Raw genomic sequence first — 19266 nt, 5'->3', positions numbered from 1 at the left:
GGTCAGAAGCGGAACGCGAGCAGCACGCTCGCCAGCACGGGGTTCGCGGCAATGTCGAACGTGTTCGACGCGAGCTGCCGGTTCGGCTGGTCGATATCCAGCGTAATCTTCGTACGTAACGGGATATAGGTCACCATGCCGGTGATCCAGAACCGGCGCGTGATCTGGTAGCTCGCGCCGACGGTGAACACCGGCTCCCACACGCTCTTCACCTTCGCCGACACGTTGGTCTTGCCCGACAGCAGCAGGTCGCCGCCGGCATCCCAGATCCGCTGGAACAGCGCCGGGTCGAGCAGCAGCGACTGCAGGCTGCCGATGTCCGCGCCCGCCGCGAGCAGCCCGCCGAGCGACGCGAGCTTGCGCTGGAACACGGGATTCAGGTTCGTGTTCGTGAAGCGCGTATAGCTGACGCCGATGCCCGCGAACGGGCGGAAACGGTCGTCGCGCTCGCCGAGGTAATACTTGAATACGACGGACCCGAGCCACGCGCGCGTGGTCGCGAGCGGGTTGCTTTGCGTGTTCGCGAGATCGATCAGCGGAAAGCGCCCCTGGACGCCTGAAAAGATCCGGTCGAGCGGCAGCGCGATGCTGCCGTGCCCGCGCAGCGTCAGCACCGGCGGAATGCCCGCGCCGAGTTCGGCCGCCCAGTTCTCCGAGAAAAAATGCGTCAGCGTGAACGCCAGCGTGTTCGTGTTGCCGAGCGACAGCTGCGACCCCTGGTTCTGGAAGCTGTTCAGCCCGAGTGCGTCCGTGTGCGTCGTGACCGGCGTCGACCGGCCGGTCGTGCCGACGAAGTGCCAGCCGAGGCCGACCATGTTGCGGTCGTCGCCCATCAGTTGCGTCAGCAACGGCGGCGCCTGGGCGGCCGGCAGATCGGGCAGCCGCGACGGATCGACCGGATGCAGTTCGTACGGCATCCGGTCGGCGTGGACGACGCCGGGCGCCGGCATGTCGCCCGCCGCCGCGTCGCGCGGCGCGGCCGGATCGCAGCCGCCACCGGAGCCACTGGCGCCACCGTCGTCGAAGCCGATGCCGTCCGCGCCGTCGTCGGGTGCTGCCGCGCATGCGCGCCCCGCCCCGCCGGTTCGCTGGCCGAGCGTGATCTTGCGCGCCGTCAACGGGACGGCGTCGGGTTGCGGCCCATCGGCCCCTTCTCCGTGACTGCCGCGCCCGTCGCGTGCCGGCCCCGCATCGGTCGCCCATGCGCTCGCGTCGAACCCGTCCGCGTCGCCGCCCGGCCAGAAGCCGATCCCGTCGGCGCCGGCCTGCCAGCGTGGTTCGGCGTCCGCGTCCGGCTGCGGCGCGCCATGCGCGGCGGCCGCGCACGCGAACAGCGTCGCGCCGAGCCAGCGCGACAGCGGACGCACGGCGCCCGGCCGCGCACGGCGGCGGTACGTGTCCCGGCTCGCCATCGGCTCAGGCCGGCACGCCGAACAGGCGTTGACGGATCCGGTACAACGGCTCGAACAGCCATTCGAGCAGGCTGCGCCGCTCCAGCACGATGTCGGCCTTCAGCATCATCCCGGCCCGCAGCGACAGTGGCCGCCCTTCGAACGCCGGCGTGCGGTCGGCCAGCTCGACCCAGGTCTTGAAGTAGGTCTGCGGCGTGGCGGCATCGCCCGGCAGGTTCAGCTCCTTCGCGGAAAACGCGACGGGCGAGATCGACAGCACCTTGCCGCGATAGGTGCCGAACTTCTCGACCGGATAGCTTGCGTACGCAACCTTCACCTCCTGCCCCTTCTTCACGAAGCCGGCCTTCGACGACGGAATGTAGACCTCGGCGATCAGCCCGTCCGCCTTCGCGGGCAGGATCTCGACGACGCGCGTACCCGGCGGGTCGATCACGCCGCCCTGCACGACGTCGAGCCGCACGATCTGCCCGTCGGCCGGCGCGTACAGCACCTGGTTCACGTTCTCGTCGATGTTGTATTCCTTCGCGTTCAGCTCCTCCTGCTTGATCTTCAGCTCCGCGTTCGCCCCGTCGTACTTGCTCTGCATCGTGTCGAGGTCGCCGCGCAGCTTCATCGCGTTCTTCGCGAGCTCGGCGCGGCGCAGCAGCAGGTCCTGGTACGCCTGCCCGGCCTGCAGGTACTGCGTGTTCACCTGGTTGTACTGCTCGAGCGTCACGACCTGTTCGTCGAGCAGCTGCTTCACGCGTGCGCGCCGTTCGCCGTACTCGTCGACGATGCGCTTCTGGTCCTGGATCTGCCGGTCGATCAGCCCGCGGCTCTCGCCCTGCGCGGCGATCTGCTGGTTGATCTGCTGTACCGACGACCGGTATTCGAGGCGTGCCGCGTCGATCTGCTGCGTGACCTCGACGCGCTGCCGGTCGAGCGCCGCACGCATCCCCTGCACGTTGTTCGCCTGGCTCACGAAGCTCGTGTCGCGCGTCACCGCCAGCAGCCGCTGTCCGGCCTTCACGTGCTGGTCCTTGCCGACGTAGACGTCGCGCACGGCCCAGCCCGGCGGCGCACTGACACCGATCAGCCCCGAACGCGGCGTCAGCATCCCCGACACGCTCTCGGTATTCGCGTAGCTCAGTTCGACGAGCGCGGTCACGAACATCGCGAACATCGCGAGCGACAGGTAGCAGAAGAAGCGCATCGACACCGGCACGTCGACGACGCCGTGGATCACGGTGCCGAAAGTCGTGCCGCGCGCGAGCTTGCGCGACGGCTTCTGTTCTCGAAGGGCGGAGTTCCAGGTCGGCATGGGGCGGGCTCGTCAGGAGCGACGCCGCGCGGCCGCATCGAGCAGCGGCGTCGGCATCAGGTAAGGCGTGAAGTGTTCCCAGAAATGCCACTGCTCGGGCTGGCGCACGAGCGCCTGTTCGAGACGGTCGACGATGCGCTGGTGCGTGGCGCGCACCGGCGACGCGTCGTCGTCCGCGCCGAGCATCGGCACGAGCGGGCTGTCCGCGAGCTCGGTGAAATGGACCGCGCAGCGATCGCGGAACGGCACGCCCGTCGCATACGCGACGAGCAGCGGAATCCCCTGCTCGACCGCGAGCTTCACGCCGCCGCCGGCCATCCGCACCCAGCGGCCGCCGAGCCGGCAGCGGTTGGTCTTGCCGAACTTGCCGTGCAGGTCGGAGAACAGCAGGAACACGGGCGCCTCGCGCCGCAGGCTCGTGATCAGCCGCCGCAGGTGCACGCGCTCCTCGATGTCGATGAACTCGACTTCGCCGGCGCCGTATTCGGCGACGAGCCGCAGCGCATCGTCGAAGAACGCACCGGGCGCATCCCGGTGCAGGATCACCATCAGCTTGCGGTCGTCGGGAATCATGAAGCGCAGCTTCGTGACGAACAGCATCAGGTTGCCGAAGTGCAGCCCCGCGAGCATCAGCGGGCCGCCGCGCGCGAGTGCCGCCCGCAGCTGCGCGTCGCCTTCGCACGCCATCCCGTCGATCATCGACTTCATCGATTCGAGGCTGTGCGTGCGCAGCTTGAGCCCCGCGAATTCCGCTTCGAACAGTTCGCGCACGATCGCCGCCGACACATCCCGCACGCGTCGCGGATCGTCGTTCAGGTGCGCGCTCAGCATGTATGCGACCGCGCGCTCGATCGACTCGCGAATGCACGGAAAGCAGCGCAGGCACGCGCCCGAGCACCAGCGCATCAGCCGCAGCCCGCGCGCCGGAGACGTGCGCAGCGCGACGGCCCGCACCGCGCGCCGCACCAGGAACGCATACGAGAAAGGATTGAGCAGGAAGAGTCGCCCGAGCATCACCGTGTCTCCTCGGCCGCACGCCACGCATCGGTCGCGTCGGTCAATACGCCGTCGTGCATCTGGTAGATCCGGTCGACCATCGACAGGATCGACGCGTCGTGCGTGACGAGCACGATCGTGCACGGCAGCGTCAGCACGTTGCGGCAGATCTCGTGGGTCGTCGCCTGATCGAGGTTCGACGAGAATTCGTCGAGGATCAGCAGGCGCGGCTCGCAATACAGCGCCCGCGCGATCAGGAGCCGCTGCATCTGCCCGGCCGACAGGAATTTCTGCGTATCGCCGAGCGGCGTGTCGTAGCGATGGTCGAGCCGCTCGATCTCGTCGTGGATGCACGCGAGCTTCGCCGCGTCGAACATCGCGCCGATGCGCGGTGCTGGCGCGAAGTTCGTGATGTTGTCGCGGATCGTGCCGCGAAACAGCTGGTCGGACTGCGTGACGGCCGCGAGATGCTTGCGGTACTGCCGCAGGTTCACTTCCGCGAGATCGACGCCGCCGACGAACAGCGTGCCGGGCTCGGGCCGCACGAGCCCGCAGATCAGGTTCAGCAGCGTCGTCTTGCCGCTGCCGGTGCGGCCGACGATCGCGATCTTGCTGCCGGCCGGCACGTCGAGCGCGATGTCGCGCAGGATCGGGCGGTTGCCGCCCTTCGGCGTGTACGACAGCGCGCGGATGGAAAGCGTGCCGTCGAAACCGTCGACGGGCCGCACGACCGCGTCCGGCGCGGGTTCCTCGGTCTCGGTCTGCAACACGTCGGCGACGCGGTCCATGTGCACCTGCAACACCTTGCGGCGCACGTAGAGCTGGATCGAATCGATGAACTTGTCCGCGAACAGGTTCTTGTACTGGATGAACGCGTAGATCACGCCGATCGTGCTCTGCCCGTGCATGACGAGCCACGCGCCGTATGTGACGATCACGAGCTGCTCGACGTGCACGATCCCCTTCGACACCGCATCGAACAGCAGTTGCAGCCGCTCCTGCTGGCGCATCGCCTGCAGCTTCTGCGTGAACGCGTTGACCCACAGGCTGCTGCGCGCGGTTTCGGCCGACAGCAGCTTGATCGAGTGCGCGGAGCGGATGTTCTCGATCAGCAGTGCGTCGGCTTCCGCGCCGCGCGTGAGGATCTGCGACATCGCGTCCTGCAGCTGCGGCTGGATCGCGAGCCGGCTGAGCGCGAACAGCACCATCCCGGCCAGGCTGATGCCGGCCAGCACCGGGCTGTAGTACAGCATCAGCACGAGCGTCAGCGTGCAGGTGACGACATTGAGCAGCCCGCCGACCAGCCCGTCGACGAGAAACCGCCCGACCTCCGACACCGACGACACGCGCGAGATCGAATCGCCGGTGTTGTGGAACAGGAAATAACCGATCGGCAGCCGCGCGAGATGCCCGACCATGTTCGCCGACAACTGCTGCGACACGATGTTGCGCAGGTAGCTCTTGATGTTGCCGACGAGGTTCGCATAAAGCGTGTCGAACAGGAACACGATCGCGAACAGGATCGTCAGCAGGTACAGGATGTCGACGTCGGTCTTCTTCAGCGCCTCGTCGATCGTCAATTGCACGTACGACGGGCCAAGCAGCAGCAGGAGCTGCGCGGCGACGCCGCCCGCGATGCCGATCGCGAGGCTCTTGCGAATGCCGGTCAGCCCTTCGAGGTAGTCGCGCAGCCGGATCCGGTCGGCCCGCCCCGCCCGCGTGAAGCCGATATCGGGATTCAGTTCGAGCGCGTAGCCCGTGATGTGCGTGAGCGCCTGCGCGAGCGGCAGCTTCGTTTCGCCGAGCGCGGGATCGACGATGTGCACGCTGCCGTAGCCGACCTTCGTCAGCACGACATAGTGGTTCATCCCCCAGTGCAGGATGCACGGCGTCTTGAGCGCGTCGAGTTCGCCCGCGTCGAACTGCAGCCCGCGTGCGCGCAGGCCGAGATCGTTCGAGATCTCCATCAGGTCGAAGAACGACAGCCCGGAATCGATCCGGACCGGATAGCGGTTGCGCAGCGCGCGCAACGTCGTTTCGCGCCCGTGCCACGACGCGATCATCGCGAGGCAGGCCAGGCCGCACTCCGTCACCTCGTCCTGCAGGACCGGACGGACTTTACGCGTATTGAAGAGCATGGTCGGGCACCCGGGGCGCGACGACACGCCGCCCGGGCCTGCCGGTGCGGGCCCGTGGCGGGTCGTGCGCGATACGCAAGGGCACAGCCGGCACGCTGCCGGCTGCGACGGAAGACCGGTGTTACCGGCCGCCTGGCGGGCCGCTCAGCGCGACGAGCCGAGCGACATCCGGAACTGTTCGACGGCGCGGGCCTGGTACTGGGTCATCAGGCCCTGCAGCGTGGTCCCGATCGACTGGTTGACGAGATCGACCGTATAGGCGGCCGAATTGGAGTAAAGCGACGCGCCGCCGCGAATCTGGCGGGCCTGTTCTTCCGTGATGTCTCGCATTTGTTGTGGCCTTTATATTGTCGGAATGCCCGCCACCGTCAGCCAATTGCAATCTCAATGGCCGTTTACTTTATTACGGGGATAATCCGGCACTCCCGCCTCCTGATAATCGCCCGAACCGGAAATAATGCATTCCGGATTCGCTTTATTGCCACTTCGGCGATCGATTCTTTTCCTTCTGTTTCGCGGCATTTCGCGCGGGGGGCGCCTCCCCGCGCACGGCGGTTACTTGCCGGTGTTATTGAACGTCTTCGGGTTCTGCAGGTAATTGCCGAGGCTCGGCAGGAACTGGCCGAGCGCGGTCACCACCGGCGCGGCGTCAACGGCGAGGCTACCCAGCGAGCTGATCGCACCGCCGCCATGCACATTCCTGACCTGTTCCGTCGTCATGACCTTCATCATTCTCTCCTCGTAAAAAATAAAGATGATGCAAAGAACCTTCATAGAAAGACAAACGGCTTTTAATCCCTAGCGACTTGTTAATCTAATAATCACTGCGATTACGAGCCGAAATCAGGCTATCATGCGGGCGCATCGGAATTCAATGGAGGACACACTCTTACAGGCGCGTTTTCCGATGCGCCACGGATGGCAGGCATTCACGCTGTTTGAATTTCAATTTCAATACGTTTAAATCCCGGCGCAATGCATTGCGGCACGGGCAGGAGACGGAGACGGCCATGTTTGAAACGAGGCGCGCGAATGGCGGATCGGCGACGCGGAATTCGGGTAATTCCCTATCAAGTTTTACGACTAGGTGGAATCCCCGACTTGCAACCGTGACATTGTTCGCTGTAACGATAGCCGGCGTATCGGCGAACGCGCATGCGTTCTGCCTCGACACCGCCTACCAGTACGCGGTCGTGCACGATCCGCGCTACCTGCAGGCGCGCAGCGAATACGATGCGGCCCGCCAGAAATTCCCCGAAGCACGCGCGCAAATGTTGCCGCAGGCCGCCGCGCAGCTCGAATGGGGACGCTACGGTACGCACGCGAACCTGTTCGGCATCGACGTCAGCGGATCGAGCAATGCCGCATACGGTTCCGCGCAGGTCACGCAGGCGCTGTTCAACGTGCCCTACCTGTACGACATGCGGCGCGCGACCGAGTACGAGGAATCGGCAAAACAGAAGCTCGAGGTCGCGAAGCAGGACCTGATCCTGCGCGTCGCGAACGCGTGTTTCGACCTGCTGAGCGCGCGCGAGAAACTGCAGTCGGCCGACGACGAGGTGAACGCGCTCACCCGGCTCGAAAGCGATACGCGACGCATGGCACAGCTCGGCATGAAGACGATCGGCGACACGGCCGAAGTCGAGGCGCGCCGCAGTCTTGCGCAATCCGACGAAGCCCTCGCGCAAACCGACGTGGATGCGCGCCGTGCGCGCTACGAGACGCTGCTCGGGTCGACGATCGATTTCTCGCGCTGGCCGCGGCTCGCGATGCGCGGCTCGTCGCCGCGCATTCCGTCGGGCGACTACGCGCCGCAGGACAACCCCGCGTACCGGCAGGCGTACCGCGACGTCCAGGTCGCGCGGCTCGCCGCGAAGCGCGTCAGCGCCGAGCACTTGCCGACCGTCGACCTGTTCGCGTCGTATTCGCGCGGGCTCAACCCGAACCTGCGCGGCCTGACCGATCGCTCCGACTTCCATCAGAGCGCGGTCGGCGTGCAGGTGACGATCCCGATCTTCTCCGGCGGCAGCGTGTACTACCGGCAGGTGGAAGCCGAGCACGTGACCGAGCAGTACCGCAACCGGCTGCGCGAAGTCGAGGAGCAACTGGGCACCGATCATCGCGAGGCGCTGTCCGCGCTCGAATCGGTCGGCAAGCGCATCCGCGCGCTGCAGCAGTCGCTGCAAGCCGCGCGGCTCGCATACGATTCGTCGATGAAGGCGCACCAGGTCGGCTACAGCACGACGTACGAAACGCTGAACCTGCGGCGCGACATCTCGGGCATCCGGCAGAAGCTGTTCGACAGTTATCTCGATGCGCTGAAGCTGCAGCTGAAGCTGAAAAGCGTGCTCGGCACGCTCGACGAACAGTCGTTGATCGCGGTGGACAGCTTTCTCGAAAGCAACGCGGTGAGCGACCGTGGTTAAGCGTGGTTGAGCGTGGGTCGGCGCGCATCGCGCTTCACGCAAAACGGTTGCACACGCAACCTTTATGACCGATGCCGACGCGCCGGCCGGTCGATCCATCGAAGCCGGCGCGGCACGACAACGCGCCGTCGTTCACGCAAGCGTGCGTCCGACCCCGCTCGATCGCGCGGCGCAATACACGATCCCGGACGCACGCCGCGCCCTCACCGCGTGCAGGGGTATACGCGATGTTGCGTCCAAAAAAAACTTTGCCTAGAGTGCATCCCATCGATCCGGCGGACAAAGACGTCCCACGATCGTGCGCAGCGCGCGCCCGCTAGCCCGCGCTTCGCCGGCCCCGTTTCGGGCCGCCCATCCGCATTCCCGTTATCCGACAGCGTTGTCGGATGAACGGACCGGCAAAGAAGCCCTTGCCTCGCTCGTCGAGGCAAGGGCTTTTTTTTGTCTTTCGAAAACGCACGTCTTCACCCGAACCAGGAGCACACCATGCGTCATGGCGATATTTCCAGCAGCAACGACGCCGTCGGCGTCGCCGTCGTCCAGTACAAGATGCCGCGCCTGCACACGCGCGCCGACGTGATCGCGAACGCCCGCGAAATCGCGGAGCGCGTGGTCGGCATCAAGCGCGGCCTGCCCGGCATGGATCTCATCGTGTTTCCCGAGTATTCGACGCACGGGATCATGTACGACGCGAAGGAGATGTACGACACCGCATCGACGATCCCCGGCGAGGAAACCGACATCTTCGCGGCCGCGTGCCGCAAGGCGAACGTGTGGGGCGTGTTCTCGCTGACCGGCGAGCGCCACGAGGAACACCCGGACAAGGCGCCGTACAACACGCTCGTGCTGATCAACAACCAGGGCGAGATCGTGCAGAAGTACCGCAAGATCATGCCGTGGGTGCCGGTCGAAGGCTGGTATCCGGGCGACTGCACGTACGTCGCCGAAGGGCCGAAGGGCCTGAAGATCAGCCTGATCATCTGCGACGACGGCAACTACCCGGAGATCTGGCGCGACTGCGTGATGCGCGGCGCAGAACTCGTCGTGCGCTGCCAGGGCTACATGTACCCGGCGAAGGACCAGCAGGTGCTCGTGTCGAAAGCGATGGCGTTCATGAACAACTGCTACGTGGCAGTCGCGAATGCGTCCGGATTCGACGGCGTGTACTCGTATTTCGGCCACTCGGCGATCGTCGGCTTCGACGGCCGCACGCTCGGCGAATGCGGCGAGGAAGAGAACGGCGTGCAGTACGCGGAGCTGTCGGTGAGCCTGATCCGCGACGCGCGACGCAACATGCAGTCGCAGAACCACTTGTACAAGCTGCTGCACCGCGGCTACACGGGCAAGATCGGTTCCGGCGAATCGCCGAACGGCGTCGCGCAATGCCCGTTCGAGTTCTATGCGAACTGGGTGAACGACCCGGACGGCACGCGCCAGGCCGTCGAACGCCTGACACGCGCGACACCCGGCACGCCCGAATGCCCGATCGAAGGCATTCCGTCCGAAGCGCCCGCGCATCGCTGAACCCGCGCCCCGCCCGGCCGTTCGCGCTGCCTGCGCGAACGGCGCCGTCTCACTCTGGAGCCTTCATCATGCTCGGTGTCGCTCTCTTTTTCATCGGCGCGGTGCTGGTCGTCAACGGCGTCGCGCTCACCGGCCGCATCGAACCGCGCGACGCGGCCGGCCTGAACCTGCTCGTCGGGCTGCTCGCGCTGCTGATCAACCTCGCCGGCCTCGTGCAGGCGTCGGCGCCGCCGCAGTTTTTCTCGAGCGCGGGCGGGCTGCTGTTCGCGTTCACGTACCTGTATCTCGCCGCCGTCCAGTGGCGCGGGCTGCAAGGCGCCGGCCTCGGCTGGTATTGCCTGTTCGTCGCGATCAGCGCACTCGTCTATGCGGGCACGTCGAGCGACGCGCGTTTCGGGGCGATGTGGCTGCTGTGGTCGAGCCTGTGGTTCCTGTTCTTCGTCGCGCTCGGGCTGAAGCGGACCGTGCGCTTCCTGCCGAGCTACACGATCGCGATCGGCGTCGGCACCTGCTGGCTGCCCGGCATGCTGATGATGACGGGGAGGTGGTAATGAGCGCACGCGATACGCCGCTGGCCACCGATCCGCTCGCCGGGCACCGCATCGCCGAAGTGCCGTTCTACCAGCCGGCCGGTGCCGAGGCCGACTGGTTCGAGACGGCCTGCCGCCATCACCTGCCGGTCCTGCTGAAAGGGCCGACCGGGTGCGGCAAGACGCGTTTCGTCGAATACATGGCGTGGCGCATGGGCTTGCCGCTGATCCAGGTCGCGTGCAACGACGACACGTCGGCGGCCGACCTGACCGGCCGCCACCTGCTCGACGCCGACGGCACCTACTGGGCCGACGGGCCGCTCACGCTCGCGGCGCGGCATGGCGCGATCTGCTATCTCGACGAGATCGTCGAGGCACGCCCCGACGCGGCGGTCGTGATCCACCCGCTGACCGATTCTCGGCGCGTGCTGCCGCTCGACCGGCTCGGCGAAGTCGTACATGCGCATCCGGATTTCCATCTGGTGATCTCGTACAACCCCGGTTATCACGGCGAGCACCGGCGGCTGAAGCCGTCGACGCGGCAACGTTTCATCGCAATCGACTTCGGCTATCCGGATGCCGCGCACGAGGCCGACGTCGTCGTGCGCGAAAGCGGCGCCGATCGCGAAACCGCGCGCCGGCTCGTCGACCTCGCGCAGCGCACGCGTGCACTGGCACAGGCGGGCAACGGGCTCGACGAAGGCGCGTCGACGCGCCTGCTCGTGCACGCGGCCCGGCTGATCGTCGCCGGGCTCGCGCCGCTCGATGCCTGCCGGATCGCGATCAGCGACGCGGCGACCGACGATGCCGACACGCGTGTCGCGTTGCAGACGATGGCCGCCGCGCACTTCGCGACATGAGCGCACTGCCACTCGCCCGCTTCCTGCACGGGATGACCGCGCACGAGACCGACGTGCGCCTCGACGATGCGGCGATGCGCGCGACGCTCGGCCATGCCGCGCTGCGGGTGCCCCGTGCGTTGCCGCCCGATGCGCGCATCGCGGCGGCCGCGCACGCGCTGGCCCACTGGCGCCACTCGCCGTCCGGCGAGCCGGCCGACACGCTGACGCAGATCGGTTCGGCCGTCGCCGGCGTGATCGAGGATGCGCGCGTCGAGGCGCTGCTGGCCCGTGAATGGCCGGGGCTCGCGACGTTCTGGGCGCCGGCGTTCGCGCCGATCGGCCGCGAAGGGCTCACGTTCGGCTGCCTGTGCGCGCGGCTCGCGAAAGCGCTGTTCGATCCGTCGTATCGCGACGGCAACCCGTGGGTCGACAAGGGCGCGCAGCTGTTCGCCGAGCGGCGCGACACGTTCGACGATTACCGTGCATTTCGCACTATTGCGTCGAGGCTCGCGAACGATCTCGGCCAGATGCGCGTGCGCTTCGAACCCGACGACGGCGCATGGCTGCCCTATCGCGACGACAATGCGTGGCTGTGGGCCCAGCCGGCCACCGCGGCGGCCGAACAGGCGGGCAACGACGGCGTCGAGATCTCGGCCTCGACCGGCGGCCACAGCGACGAGCGCGACGACGCACCGCCGTCCGCACCCGACGCGCCGCGCTATCCCGAGTGGAATTGCCACACGCAGCGCGAACGACGCGACTGGACGACGATCGTCGAATGCGCGCCCGCCACGTCGGCGCCGCCGCCGTCGCTTTCCGCCCTGATCGACGCCGACCGGCGCGCGGCAAAACGAATGCCGGCCGCGCGCGCATCGGAGCTGCCGCGGCGCGTGGGCCGCCAGCTCGACGGCGATGCGCTCGACGTCGACGCAGCGATCGCCGCACGCATCGCCCGGCGCGCCGGGCACGCGCCCGATCCGCGCGTGTTCCGTCGCCGCGTGCCGCACGACGCGCGCGGGCCCGTGCTGATCCTGCTCGACCTGTCGGCGTCGACGGCCGCGCAGGTCGCGACGCTCGAGAAACGCGCGGCGTTCGTGCTCGGCGACCTGTTCGACCGGCAGCGGCGCCGCTGGGCCGTGCACGGCTACACGTCGGACGGACGGCATCGCGTGTACTACGCGCGCTTCAAGGATTTCGGCGAAACGTTCGACGCCGGCCGCCGCGCGGCGCTGCTCGCGGCCGACAGCGGGATGAGCACGCGCACGGGCGCGGCACTGCGGCATGCGCTGGCCTTGCTGCGCCGCGAAACCGCGAGCGCGCGAGCCGCCGTGCTGATGATCGGCGACGGCGAAGCCGCCGACATCGACGTGTTCGACCCGCGCTACCTCGTCGAGGATGCGCGTCACGCGGCACGCCAGGGCCGGCGGCGAGGTGTCGCGATTGCCGGTCTGTCGTTCGGTGAGCCGCCCGGGTTGTCTACAATACTTGGCGTCGGCCCGCGCTGCGTGCACGCGGCGAACGGCGACGCATTGCCGGCCGTCGTCGCGCACGCGGCCGGGCGACTGACCGCGTGACGGCTCTACCCGAAAGAGACAGGAACGACCGAATGAACAGTGTGAAGGTTGGCGTATTGTTCTCGCAGAGCGGATGCACGTCGCACCTTGGCCGGAGCCAGTTGCGCGGCACGCTGCAGGCGATCGCCGAGATCAACGAAGCGGGCGGCGCGAACGGCTGCGAGATCGTGCCCGTCGTGCGCGATGCCTGTTCGGACCCGGCCGTTTATGCGCGGCTCGCCGAGGAACTGATCGCCACCGAGCGCGTGAACGTGCTGTTCGGCGGATACATGTCGAGCAGCCGCAAGGCGCTGATTCCGATCGTCGAGAAGTGGGACAAGCTGCTGTTCTACCCGACGCTCTACGAAGGCTTCGAGTTCTCGCCGAACGTGATCTACACGGGTGCGGCCCCGAACCAGAACAGCGTGCAGCTCGCCGCGTTCATGACCGCGCAGTTCGGTGCGCGCGTGTATCTCGTCGGGTCCGACTACATCTACCCGTACGAGTCGAACCGCATCATGATCGACCTCGTCACGCAGCATCCGGAAGGCCAGATCCTCGGCGAGGTCTACATGCCGCTCGTCGCGTCCGAGCAGGATTTCGCGGCGGTCGTCGAGGACATCCGCGCGAAAGCGCCCGACTTCGTGTTCAGCACGCTCGTCGGCGACAGCACGGCCGCGTTCTATCGTGCGTATGCGCAAGCCGGCCTCGATGCACGCAGGATGCCGATCGCGAGCCTGACGACGTCCGAGATCGAGCTGGGCCAGATGGGCGCGGCCGCGGCCGGCCACTACACGTCGTCGCCCTACTTCCAGACCATCGATTCGGACGTGAACCGGCGCTGCATCGCGCAGCTCAAGGCGCGCTTCGGCGACGACGCGAACGCCTCCGCGCCGTGGGAAGCCGCGTATTTCCAGGTACACCTGTTCGCCAATGCGCTCGCGCGCGCCGGCACCGACCAGCGCGACCGGCTCGTCGAGCATCTCGCGGACGCGGAATTCGACGCGCCACAGGGCCGCGTGAAGATCGACCGCCTCACGCAGCACACGTGCCTGTACCCGCGCATCGGCTGCGCGACGGCCGACGGCAATTTCACGATCGTGCGCGAAGCGACGCGGCGCGTGCATCCCGATCCGTACCTCGTCACGCATTCGCTCGGCGACCGCGTGCACGCGCCCGACGAACAGAAGGCGTAACCGACGATGCGCGCCCGCACCCCGATCCGCTCGACGCCGCGCCTGCTCGCCGAACTGCGCTCGCTGCGCGTGATGGTGTACTACCCGGATGACGACAACGGCCTGCTGCTCGTCGAGCAGCTCTCGCGCATCGGTTGCCCGAGCGAGCAGCACTGGCCGCCGCCCGCCGCGCTGCCGGAGAGTGTCGACCTCGTGATCCTCGCGGTCCGGCCCGACCTGCTGCACCTGTCGATCCCGTGGCTCGAGGACGATGCGCGGCCGCCGCTCATCGCCGTCACGACCTACGAAAGCCCGACGATCCTCGAACTGATGCTGCGCATCGATGCGCAGAGCGCGGTGACGACGCCGGTGCGTTCGTTCGGCCTGTTGAGCGCGATGGCGCTCGCGTGTCACCAGAGCCGGCGGCACGACGAATACCGGCGCCGCATCGCGCAGCTGGAACAGCGCGTGATGTCCGCGCGCACGCTGCAGGAAGCGAAGACGCTGCTGATGCAGCACAACGCGATCAGCGAGGAAGAGGCCTATCAGCAGATCCGCTCGCAGGCGATGGAGCGGCGCATCTCGATCAACCAGCTCGCCGAGCAGATCGTGCACGCACATGCGCTGTTGAAGCGGTAACGCGGACGCGATCGCCGATCGCCGCGCGTCAGGTGCGTCAGGCGCGTCAGTCCGGCGGCGGCAACACGACCGTGTCCTCCGGCCCGAGCACGCGCCCGTCCTGCGAACGCAGCTCGAGCTTCCTGACGGGCAGCCCGGTCTTCCGGTCGACGAGCAGCACGTGCGCCTCGTCGGGTTCGAAGAAGAAATCCTCGCCCCACTGCCGCAATGCGACGAGCAGCGGAAACAGGCCGCGCCCTTTCTCGGTCAGCACGTATTCGTGATGCGCGCCGCCGTCCGCGGCCGGCACGATGTCCATGATTCCGTGCGCGACCAGGTTGCGCAGACGCGCGGCCAGGATGTTCTTGGCCAGCCCGAGGTTCTTCTGGAATTCGCCGAAGCGGCGCAACCCGTCGAACGCGTCGCGGACGATCAGCAGCGACCACCAGTCGCCGATCGCGTCCAGCGGGCGGGCAACCCCGCAAAGGGAATCTTCGTGCGTGGTTCGTCTGTTCATCGATGCATGAGGCGATGCCGTTCCGGGCATGCGGCTGGAACGGCGGTTACGCTCGTTGAAATGAATGGTTGCAATATAAAACTCGTCACACGAAAGATCAATCGCGCGAGGCTCGACTGTTCGCGATCAACGAACGCCATGACCGATTCGGGCCTCATTGGCACTTCAGTTCGTACATCCGGCGTATAAATTCCGGCATTTCCTCGTTCGGGCTCATCATCCCGCACCTACGGGCCAAGCATCCGTCGATCGCGGCCGCCCTCCTTTCTGGTTGCAACTTGAAACCCGATGTCCTACGCTTCGATTCAGTTTCAACTTGAAACCAAACTATCCGACTACCGAAGGAGCGTTCGATGATCCGGCCCGATGCCACGTTCGACGGCACCTTTCCTTTCGCCCCGCATTTCGACGATGCGTCCGGCTTCCGGATGCACTACGTGGATGAAGGCCCGCGCGACGGCGAAACCGTTCTGTGCCTGCATGGCGAACCTACGTGGGGTTACCTGTTCCGCCATCTGGTGACGGCGCTGCGTCCTACGCATCGCGTCGTCGTGCCCGATCACATGGGCTTCGGCAAAAGCGCGACGCCGCAGGATCGCAGCTACTGGCTGCAGGACCATATCGACAACCTCGAGCGCTTCGTGCTCGCGCTCGACCTCGATCGCATCACGCTCGTGATGCACGATTTCGGCGGCCCGGTCGGCATGGGGCTCGCCGCGCGGCATCCCGGCCGGATCCGGCGGATCGTGTCCGCGAACGGGCCGACGCCGTTCGGCCAGCCCGATCTCGTCGAGCGCCTGAACGCGAACGGTCGCGATGCGCCGTGGTTCCAGTGGATCATGCGCGCGGCGGCCGACGACACGCTCGAAACCGTGCTCGGTCAGCTCGGCTTCAACATCCTGAGCACGCTGAAACTGAACGGTTTCGAGAACCACGCAGTCATCACCGACACGTGGATCGCCGCATACGGTGCGCCGTTCGCGCAACCGGCGGACTGTCTCGGCGCGATCGGATGGGCCCGCGGGTTTGCCGAGGGCGCGCACCGGTTCGAGGTGCCCAATGCAGCGGCATTGCGCGCGATACGCGAGAAACCCGCGCTCGCGATCTGGGGAGACGCCGACCGGACGCTCGGCGCGGAACACTTCCTGCCGCTTTTCACCGCGCTGTTTCCGTCCGCGCCCGTCGAGCGGCTGGCGGGTGTCGGGCATTACTGTTTCGAGGATGCGCCCGACGCCATCGCGGCGCGGATCGCCGGATTCATCCGGACGACCGGCTGAGTGCGTTCCGCAGCGGGCATCCGGCGCCCCGCTGCGGAACACGGCGTGCGCGGCCGCCTTCGCAACCGCGCGCGCACCGCTTCACGTCAGCGAATGATCCGCGTCACGCCACGCCCGCGCGGGTCGGCCATCGCCTCCGGCGTCTTGCCGTCGATCTTGATCACCTGGATGTCGCCGCTGAAATCCTGCCCCTTCAGCGTGTAACCGCGCGCCTCGATCTGCTTCGCGAGTTCGCCTTCGATCGGGTGGTACGGCTCCCAGAAGATCGTGTTCGGCGGCAGCAGCTGATGATGGAAGCGCATCGCGCCGACGGCCTCCTTCAACGGCATCTTGAAGTCGTAGATGTTGTTGATCACCTGGAAGATCGACGTGAAGATGCGCGAGCCGCCCGGCGTGCCGATCACGAGCGACACCTTGCCGTCCTTCGTCATGATCGTCGGCGACATCGACGACAGCGGGCGCTTCTTCGGTTCGATCGCGTTCGCGTCGCTGCCGACCACGCCGAACATGTTCGCCACGCCCGGCTTCGCGGAGAAGTCGTCCATCTCGTCGTTCAGCACGATGCCCGTGCCGTCGGCGATCACGCCCGAACCGAAATAGCCGTTGACCGTGTAGGTGTTCGACACCGCGTTGCCCCACTTGTCGACCACCGAGAAGTGCGTCGTTTCAGCCTTCTCCGGCATCGTCGTGCCGAGGCCCGGCTGCACGCTCTTCGTATCCGACGGCTCCTTCGGGTTGACTTCGGCCGCCCGCTTCGCGATGTAGGCGTCGTCGGTCAGCTGCGCGATCGGCACCTTGTAGAAATCGGGATCGCCGAGATACTGCGCCCGATCGGCGAACACGCGCTTCTCGATTTCCGCGACGAGGTGGATGTACTGCGGCGAGTTGAGCTTCACGCCCTCGAAGTCCTGCTTGAGGTCGGCCTTCATCTTCAGCAACTGCACGAGGCCGATGCCGCCCGAGCTCGGCGGCGGCGCGGTGATCACGTCATAACCGTTCCACTTCGCCTGCACCGGCTGGCGCCACACCGCGCGGTACTGTGCGAGATCCTCGGTGGTGATGAGCCCGTTGCCGTCGCCGGTCTTCATCGATGCGGCGATCAGCTCGGCCGTCTTGCCCTTGTAGAAACCTTCCGCGCCGCCGTTCGCGATGCGCGTGAGCACGTCGGCGAGATCGGGCTGCTTGAAGTTCACGCCCACCTTCAGCCCGGAGAAATACTTGTCGAAGTTGGTCTTGCCGCCGAACTCCTTCGACGCGTCGACGCCGCGCTGCGCGAGCTGCTCGTCGACGACGAAACCATCGCGCGCATAGTGGATCGCCGGCGCGAGCACCTGCTTCCACTTCAGCTTGCCGAAGCGCTTCTGCGCTTCCCACATGCCCGCGACCGTGCCAGGTACACCGACCGCACGCGGGCCGTACAGGCTCATGCCCTTGACGACGTTGCCGTCCTTGTCGAGATACATGTCCTTCGTCGCGGCGAGCGGCGCACGCTCGCGGTAGTCGATGAAGTACGGCTTGCCGTCCTTGTAGATCGTCATGAAGCCGCCGCCGCCGATGTTGCCGGCTTCCGGATACGTGACGGCGAGCGTGAAGGCGATGGCGACCGCTGCGTCGATCGCGTTGCCGCCTTCCTTGAAGATCCGCTCCGCGGCATCCGCGCTGTACTTGTCGGCCACCGCGACTGCCGAGCTCGTCAGGACGGCCGGCTGCGGCCCCTTCGCATAGACGGGTGCGTTCGGCAGGAAACCGATGCCGGCCACCGTCGCGAGCACGACAGCGGATGATTTGAAGCGATTCAGCGTAGTCATTGCATGTCCCCCATATGGATCTCCTTCAGGCAGGAAAAGCACCTGTCCCGCGCATGGCCGCCGGCGCACCGACGGCCATATCCGGTTTCGTAGTATAGGGGGACAAAAAGGGTCGAACACGTGACATTCAATGAAAGCGCATTCGCTGTGCGCGCCTCGTCATGCCGCCGCTTCTCGACACGGATGCGGACAGGTCGAATTTGCACCGGGCGCGCAGCCGCAGTTCGCACCGGTTCACGTCCTCACGCAGCGCACAAAACCGAAAGTTGCGAACTGCGCGACAGGCCCCGTGACACGTGAAAAAAAAATCTGCAAACGACCGTCCCGCTGCACGATCCGATCTGCGAAGATAGCGCCCCGCTTTCGCACCGCATCATCGGTTCGTTCACGCGCCGCCTCACGTTTCTTCGTCTCGCTTCCTATGGCATCACACAACGCGCATCATGCGTCCGGCTTCGCGGCCGGTGTCGCCGCCGCCGCCCTCGTCGCACAAACCGGCGCCACGGGCCCGTGGCATTCGGGCATGTTCGCCGCATTCGCGGCGGGCGTCGCGGGCGGTACCGCGCCCGACTGGCTCGAAGTCGCATGGTGGCGCCGCAAGCGCCGCCTGTGGGTCACGCATCGAACCATCACGCACTGGGGCATCGGCTGGATCGCGCTGCTCGCGCTCGGCTGGCACGGGCTCATCCATCATCCGCATCCGCTGTGGGCCGCGCCGCTGTTCGGCTTCGCATGCGGCGGCGTGATGCACCTGCTCGCCGACTGGCCGAACCCGCTCGGTGTACCGTGGATCTGGCGGCGTCATTCGCTCAACCTGTGGAACAGCGGGCGTTGCGACCTGATCGTCGTGGGCGCCGCATGGGGCGGCACGCTGTGGCTCGCGCAATCGTTGTGCTCGCGTGCGCCGCTGCTCGAACACTGGCTCGGCTGGCTGCATCGCGTCTAGTTGCAATTCGGCGCAATTCGACGCGATTCGGCGTGCTATCGATACGCCGGCGCACACGCAACTTTCCGTCCATTGAAAGTACGGTGCAGGCCCCCATTTGAGTCCGGAGCGCCGACACGCGCACCCGGCACGCACGCGCGACGTCTGGCACACTGGCGATTCGATTCGTGCGCGCCTCGCGCACGCTTTGCGCCCTGCTTGCAC

General features: G+C 66.7%; 17 protein-coding genes. 9 read left to right on the top strand and 8 right to left on the bottom strand.

The annotated features are described in order from the left end of the window. Positions 1-2 precede the first annotated feature (2 nt). The 6 genes from AB3K92_RS14280 to AB3K92_RS14255 all read right to left on the bottom strand — a co-directional run bounded on the left by AB3K92_RS14280 (position 3) and on the right by AB3K92_RS14255 (position 6575). Positions 3-1412, bottom strand: coding sequence for an OmpW family protein (locus AB3K92_RS14280; protein ID WP_369465304.1), 1410 nt, complete (start codon positions 1410-1412; stop codon positions 3-5). Between the two features lie 4 nt (positions 1413-1416). After that, positions 1417-2712, bottom strand: a complete 1296-nt coding sequence (locus AB3K92_RS14275) for an HlyD family secretion protein (protein WP_027791389.1) — start codon at positions 2710-2712, stop codon at positions 1417-1419. Between the two features lie 12 nt (positions 2713-2724). Further along, positions 2725-3729 carry a hypothetical protein gene (locus AB3K92_RS14270; protein ID WP_059552361.1) on the bottom strand — a complete coding sequence of 335 codons (1005 nt, stop codon included), beginning with the start codon at positions 3727-3729 and terminating at the stop codon, positions 2725-2727. After that, entirely contained in the window at positions 3726-5846 is a 2121-nt protein-coding gene (locus AB3K92_RS14265; RefSeq protein WP_059552363.1) for a peptidase domain-containing ABC transporter, read from the bottom strand. Before AB3K92_RS14265 ends, AB3K92_RS14270 begins: the two co-directional genes overlap by 4 nt. A gap of 144 nt (positions 5847-5990) precedes the next feature. Continuing rightward, entirely contained in the window at positions 5991-6176 is a 186-nt protein-coding gene (locus AB3K92_RS14260; RefSeq protein ID WP_021159490.1) for a hypothetical protein, read from the bottom strand. A 225-nt stretch (positions 6177-6401) separates the two neighbouring features. Next, the gene (locus AB3K92_RS14255) at positions 6402-6575 is read right to left on the bottom strand and encodes a hypothetical protein (protein ID WP_006495012.1); all 174 of its coding nucleotides are present in this window, start codon (positions 6573-6575) and stop codon (positions 6402-6404) included. 281 nt (positions 6576-6856) lie between these two features. Here AB3K92_RS14255 and AB3K92_RS14250 point away from each other — a divergent pair, with 281 nt between their 5' ends. The 7 genes from AB3K92_RS14250 to AB3K92_RS14220 all read left to right on the top strand — a co-directional run bounded on the left by AB3K92_RS14250 (position 6857) and on the right by AB3K92_RS14220 (position 14535). After that, positions 6857-8272, top strand: a complete 1416-nt coding sequence (locus tag AB3K92_RS14250; RefSeq protein ID WP_369465303.1) for a TolC family protein — start codon at positions 6857-6859, stop codon at positions 8270-8272. 486 nt (positions 8273-8758) lie between these two features. Further along, positions 8759-9796, top strand: coding sequence for an aliphatic amidase (locus AB3K92_RS14245; protein WP_021159493.1), 1038 nt, complete (start codon positions 8759-8761; stop codon positions 9794-9796). 68 nt (positions 9797-9864) lie between these two features. Next, positions 9865-10347, top strand: coding sequence for an AmiS/UreI family transporter (locus AB3K92_RS14240; RefSeq protein ID WP_369465302.1), 483 nt, complete (start codon positions 9865-9867; stop codon positions 10345-10347). Then, on the top strand, positions 10347-11186 hold the full coding sequence (locus AB3K92_RS14235; RefSeq protein ID WP_369465301.1) for a CbbQ/NirQ/NorQ/GpvN family protein: 840 nt from the start codon (positions 10347-10349) through the stop codon (positions 11184-11186). The genes AB3K92_RS14240 and AB3K92_RS14235 overlap by 1 nt, the downstream gene beginning before the upstream one ends. Further along, complete coding sequence (locus AB3K92_RS14230; RefSeq protein ID WP_369465300.1) at positions 11183-12742, top strand: nitric oxide reductase activation protein; 1560 nt, start codon at positions 11183-11185, stop codon at positions 12740-12742. Before AB3K92_RS14235 ends, AB3K92_RS14230 begins: the two co-directional genes overlap by 4 nt. 32 nt (positions 12743-12774) lie before the next feature. Beyond that, positions 12775-13917, top strand: a complete 1143-nt coding sequence (locus tag AB3K92_RS14225) for a transporter substrate-binding domain-containing protein (protein WP_059485061.1) — start codon at positions 12775-12777, stop codon at positions 13915-13917. Between the two features lie 6 nt (positions 13918-13923). Further along, entirely contained in the window at positions 13924-14535 is a 612-nt protein-coding gene (locus AB3K92_RS14220; RefSeq protein WP_369465299.1) for an ANTAR domain-containing response regulator, read from the top strand. 46 nt (positions 14536-14581) lie between these two features. Here the strand turns inward: AB3K92_RS14220 and AB3K92_RS14215 are convergent, their stop codons facing one another. Continuing rightward, positions 14582-15031, bottom strand: coding sequence for a helix-turn-helix domain-containing protein (locus tag AB3K92_RS14215; protein ID WP_027791380.1), 450 nt, complete (start codon positions 15029-15031; stop codon positions 14582-14584). A gap of 353 nt (positions 15032-15384) precedes the next feature. Between AB3K92_RS14215 and AB3K92_RS14210 the strand changes: the two genes are divergently transcribed. Continuing rightward, positions 15385-16308 (top strand): alpha/beta fold hydrolase, encoded by a 924-nt coding sequence (locus AB3K92_RS14210; protein WP_369465298.1) that lies wholly within the window; start codon positions 15385-15387, stop codon positions 16306-16308. Positions 16309-16394: 86 nt separating this feature from the next. Here the strand turns inward: AB3K92_RS14210 and ggt are convergent, their stop codons facing one another. Then, entirely contained in the window at positions 16395-18116 is a 1722-nt protein-coding gene (ggt, locus tag AB3K92_RS14205; RefSeq protein WP_369465297.1) for a gamma-glutamyltransferase, read from the bottom strand. A gap of 421 nt (positions 18117-18537) precedes the next feature. On the opposite strand from ggt, the gene AB3K92_RS14200 reads away from it, so the two are divergent. Next, on the top strand, positions 18538-19062 hold the full coding sequence (locus AB3K92_RS14200; protein ID WP_021159502.1) for a metal-dependent hydrolase: 525 nt from the start codon (positions 18538-18540) through the stop codon (positions 19060-19062). Positions 19063-19266: the final 204 nt, after the last annotated feature.

Source organism: Burkholderia sp. Bmkn7 (assembly GCF_041103175.1).
GTDB lineage: Bacteria > Pseudomonadota > Gammaproteobacteria > Burkholderiales > Burkholderiaceae > Burkholderia > Burkholderia cepacia.
Note: the sequence above shows the minus strand (reverse complement) of the source record. Positions and strands in the feature narration are given on the sequence as shown.